General features: G+C 68.8%; 5 protein-coding genes. 2 read left to right on the plus strand and 3 right to left on the minus strand.

Annotated elements, in window-relative coordinates; all coding sequences use genetic code 11:
* Positions 1–28 precede the first annotated feature (28 nt).
* The 3 genes from ACE3O8_RS12920 to ACE3O8_RS12930 all read right to left on the minus strand — a co-directional run bounded on the left by ACE3O8_RS12920 (position 29) and on the right by ACE3O8_RS12930 (position 2909).
* Entirely contained in the window at positions 29–442 is a 414-nt protein-coding gene (locus tag ACE3O8_RS12920; protein ID WP_374390378.1) for a hypothetical protein, read from the minus strand.
* 257 nt (positions 443–699) lie between these two features.
* The gene (locus tag ACE3O8_RS12925) at positions 700–1527 is read right to left on the minus strand and encodes a DsbA family protein (protein ID WP_374390379.1); all 828 of its coding nucleotides are present in this window, start codon (positions 1525–1527) and stop codon (positions 700–702) included.
* On the minus strand, positions 1524–2909 hold the full coding sequence (locus ACE3O8_RS12930) for a M48 family metalloprotease (protein ID WP_374390381.1): 1386 nt from the start codon (positions 2907–2909) through the stop codon (positions 1524–1526). The genes ACE3O8_RS12925 and ACE3O8_RS12930 overlap by 4 nt, the downstream gene beginning before the upstream one ends.
* Positions 2910–2989: 80 nt before the next feature.
* Between ACE3O8_RS12930 and tpiA the strand changes: the two genes are divergently transcribed.
* Positions 2990–3709, plus strand: a complete 720-nt coding sequence (tpiA, locus tag ACE3O8_RS12935; RefSeq protein WP_374390383.1) for a triose-phosphate isomerase — start codon at positions 2990–2992, stop codon at positions 3707–3709.
* Positions 3706–4308 carry an aminodeoxychorismate/anthranilate synthase component II gene (locus tag ACE3O8_RS12940; RefSeq protein ID WP_374390385.1) on the plus strand — a complete coding sequence of 201 codons (603 nt, stop codon included), beginning with the start codon at positions 3706–3708 and terminating at the stop codon, positions 4306–4308. Before tpiA ends, ACE3O8_RS12940 begins: the two co-directional genes overlap by 4 nt.
* The last annotated feature ends 108 nt before the right edge of the window (positions 4309–4416 follow it).

The following is a 4416-nucleotide window of genomic DNA, read 5'->3' on the forward strand; positions in this document are numbered from 1 at the left end:
AGTTGATGCGGCCGGCCGGATGCCCCCCCTAGCGCACCGCGAACAGCGACAGTGGCACAAGGCAGCTGAACCCCAATTGCCCCTGCGCGTAGCCCTGCGCATCGGCGCGCCCGCCAGCCGCCATCTTCTCCACGCCGTCTGCGCAGACCTTCAGCGTCACGCCAAGCAGCGCACGTTCGGCGGTTCGCACCGCCCCATAAGTCGCGGAACCCAGCACCGCCTGCGTGGCCACCGTGACCCTCGCCTCGTCCAGCCGCGCGAGCGAGCCGGCATAATCGGGTACGGCAGCGTCATCCCGAACATCCAGCACCAGCTGGCGGAGCGAGGCTTCCGCAGCTGACAGGGCGAGGCGGATTTCCGCGTCGCCCGGCTGCGGGGCGGCAGCCGGAAGTGTGGCGCAGCCGGTGAGGGCGACGAAGGCGGGAATGAAAATCTTGCTCATTGGTTGCTCCATCGTATCTAAGGCAACCATTTTGGTATATTGTCAGAGCAATGTAGGACAGCGTTGGAGACGCAAGGCTGCCCCCCGGGGGGGGCGCACCCTCTCTCCAGCTCTCCCCCTGGAAGGGGGAGAGAGCTGCGTTGCGCCGCAGGCAATGTCGGTTTTCACGCGCGCGGGTCCGGGATGGGCGCGCGACGGAAAGTCTGGGGGTGCAGGGAAATCATTTCCCTGCCCGCCGGAGGCAGAATATGGCCCCCCTATGCCGCGTCGGCCTTGCGTGCCTCCTCGATCGCGGCCTTCAGTTCCTCGTAGCCGACGGCACCGGACAGGATGCGGTTGCCCACCACATAGGAGGGCGTGCCGGTGAGGCCCAGCGCGCGGCCGAGATCGAGATTCTTGCGGATCTCGGCCTCGATCGCCTTGCTGGACAGATCCGTCGCGACCTGCGCCTCGTTGAGGCCGGCGGCGCGGACGGATCGGATCAGCCGTTCCTGGCTGAGCGCGCCCTGCCCCCGGAAGACGTTGGAATAGAAGCCGCGATAGCGCCCCTGTTCGGCCGCCGACAGGCTGGCGCGGGCGAAGCGCTCGCTGTCTGGCCCCAGCACCGGCATGTCGCGATAGACGACCTTCAGCTTCGGATCCTCGGCCAGCAGCCGTTCGACATCCGCGACGGACTGGCGGCAATAGGGGCAGTTGTAGTCGAAGAACTCCACCAGCACGACATCGGCGTCCTTCGCGCCCGTCCAGGCGCCGGCGAAGGGCGTTTCGATCGCTTCCCGGTTCGAGGCGAGCAGCTTTTCCACCTCGCGCTGCTGCAGGCGGTTGATGGCTTCGGGGATCACTTCCGGGTTGGCGAGGATGGCATCCTTCACGGCCAGCTCCATCGCCTTGCCGCCGGCGGGGGCCGGGGCGGAGACGCTGCGCCCCGCCAGCGTGACCGCGACAGTCGCGATGGTGAGGCCCATGCCGAGGCCGGCGGCCCACCAGCCCCAGTGCGCGGCCGACGGCGGGATCAGCGCGGCCTTCGCGCGCGCCCAGCCCGACGGGCGGGATTCGGATTCGGCGGAAACTTCGGTGTCGGTCAACGGCGGCGTTCCTTTGCCATGTCTTCCTGCCTGTTGCGGGACAGCTGCACGATATCCTGGGCCCGGATCCATTCCGGCGTGCCCTGTTCCAGCCCCTGAACCGCGACCTGCGCGGAATTGAGGGCGGCGATGGGGTTGCCCCCCGTCAGCGTCAGCCGCTCTGCCGTGGCGAGCGCCAGCCGGGGCTTGTCGCCGCGCCGTTCATAGACGGTTTCCAGCTGCATCCAGGCAAAGGGGTTGTCGTGATCGCGCGCGAGGCTGGCGCGGAGCACCTTTTCAGCCTCTTCGAAGCTGGCGCTGCTGCCCGACTGTTCGCCCGACTGCACCAGCGCATGGCCCAGCATGCCGGAAATGAGCGGGTTCCCGTTCGAGCGCGCGACCGCTTCGCGCAAGGGCGGGATCGCATCGGCGACGCGGCCCGATTCCAGCTGCACCTGGCCCTTCATTTCCAGCAGATAGGGGTCGTTGGGGGTGACCTTCAGCAGGGCGTCGAGTTCGGCGATCGCCTTTTCGGGCTCGGCCAGCTTGTGAAAGGCATAGGCGCGGGCAACGCGGGCCGGGGCGGAAGTGTCGGACAGGGGATAGGCCTTCAGCGTGTCCTTCGGTTCGGAGACATAGCCGATCAGCTTCGCCCGGATGCGCTGGTAGCGGGCCTGAAGCGCCGGATCGGCACCCTTCTTCCACGACGGCGACTGTTCCAGCACATGCTGCAGCGCGCTGACCCGTTCGCCGGACAGCGGGTGGGTGCGGTTGTAGGCGTTGTCCTGCGGGATCGCGAGTCGATATTCCTGGCCCTGAAGCTCCTTGAAGAAGCTGATCATGCCCTGCCCGTCCACGCCGGCCTTCTGCAGATATTGCGCGCCGGCCTGATCGGTGCGGCTTTCCTGTTCGCGGCTGAAGGCCAGGAACTTGCCCTGCGCGGCCTGCTGGCCGGCCATCATCGCCGCCATCCCGGCATCGCCCGCGCCGGCCGCCAGCAGGGCCGCGCCCAGCACGAGCGACAGCAGGGTGATGTTGGTGGCGGGCGCCACGCCTTCGTTGAAGCGCACGGCATGGCCGCCGGCCACATGGCCGAGTTCGTGCGCCAGCACGCCCTGCACTTCCAGCACATCGTCGGCCGCCACCAGCAGGCCGGTGTAGAAATAGACGCTCTGCCCCAGGGTGGCGAAGGCGTTGATTTCCGGCGAGCCGACGAGGCCGATGGAGACGGCGCGGGGATCGAGCCCGGCGGCCGTCATCAGCGGCTCCCCGATGTCGCGGAAGAATTGTTCGGTTTCCGCATCGCGCAGCAGCGATTGCGCCCGCGCGGCAGGCGCAAGGATCTGCGCGACGACCAGCATCGAGAGGGCGAGGATCGCCGAAGCAAGGCGGGACCGGTTCATGCGAGGCCTGTGGGTTGCCGTTTCCGGCCCTCCCTGTCTAGAGGGTCGCCTGAGCGCCGCCTGAACATGGCGGCCCAGCGATGGGGACAGATGTGAAGCTGATTGCCGGCAACTGGAAGATGAACGGCCTGAAGGCGAGCCTTTCCGAGCTGGAGGCGCTGATCGCCGCGCCTGCGCCCGCCGGCTGCGAACTGCTGGTCTGCCCGCCGGCCACGCTGATTGCGGCGTTCGCGGCGCGGGCTGCGGGATCGCATGTGACGATCGGCGGGCAGGATTGCCACTGGCAGGTTTCCGGCGCGCACACGGGCGACCTGTCTGCCGAAATGCTGGCCGACGCCGGCGCGGGCCATATCATCGTCGGCCATTCCGAGCGGCGGACCGACCATGGCGAGACGGACGCCATCGTGAACGCCAAGGCGGCCGCCGTGGCGCGCGCGGGGCTGACGCCCATCCTGTGCATCGGCGAAACGCTGGCCCAGCGCGAGGCGGGCGAGACGCTGGCGGTGATCCGGCGGCAGCTGGCCGGTTCGGTGCCCGAGGGGCTGGCCGCGCTGGTGATCGCCTATGAGCCCGTATGGGCGATCGGCACCGGGCTGACGCCGACGGTGGCGCAGGTCGCCGAAGTGCATGCCGCGATCCGGGCCGTGGTGGGTGCGGGAGTGAAGATCCTCTATGGCGGCTCGGTGAAGCCCTCCAACGCGGCGGAGCTGCTGGCGGTGCCGCATGTCGACGGTGCGCTGGTGGGCGGCGCGAGCCTGAAGGCCGCCGACTTCCTGGGAATCGCGGCGGGGGCCTCATGATCCTCGTCATCGACAATTACGACAGCTTCACCTTCAACCTGGTCCATTATCTGATGGAACTGGGGCCGGAGGTGGAGGTGGTGCGGAACGACGCCCTTTCGGTGGCGCAGGCGCTGGCGCTGAAGCCGGATGCGGTGCTGCTGTCGCCGGGGCCGTGCACGCCCAGCGAGGCGGGCATCTGCCTGGACCTGATCGCCGCCGCCGCCGACACGCGCCTGCCGCTGTTCGGCGTCTGCCTGGGGCATCAGGCGCTGGGGCAGGCCTTTCAGGGGCGGGTGGTGCGCGCGCCCACGCAGATGCACGGCAAGACCAGCCCGATCTTCCACGAAGGCCGGTCGGTGTTCGCGGGGCTGCCGTCACCCTTCACCGCCACCCGCTATCACAGCCTGATCGTCGATCGCGCCAGCCTGCCGCCAGTGCTGGAGATCACGGCTGAAACCGACGGCATCATCATGGGGCTTCAGCACCGCGACCTGCCGCTGCACGGCGTGCAGTTCCACCCGGAATCGATCGCCACCGAACATGGCCACCGGCTGCTGGCGAACTTCCTGGATATCGCGGGCATCGCGCACCGCACGCCGGAGGGGCTGACGGCGTGACGCGCCTGCCAGACCCGCTGCGGCCGCTGGATCCGGTGGCCGCAGCCGACGCCTTCGACCGGATTCTGGGCGCGGACCTTGCCGACGCCGACATCGCCGCCTTCCTTG

The sequence above is a fragment of the Sandaracinobacter sp. genome (genome assembly GCF_041909755.1).
Lineage (GTDB): Bacteria > Pseudomonadota > Alphaproteobacteria > Sphingomonadales > Sphingomonadaceae > Sandaracinobacteroides.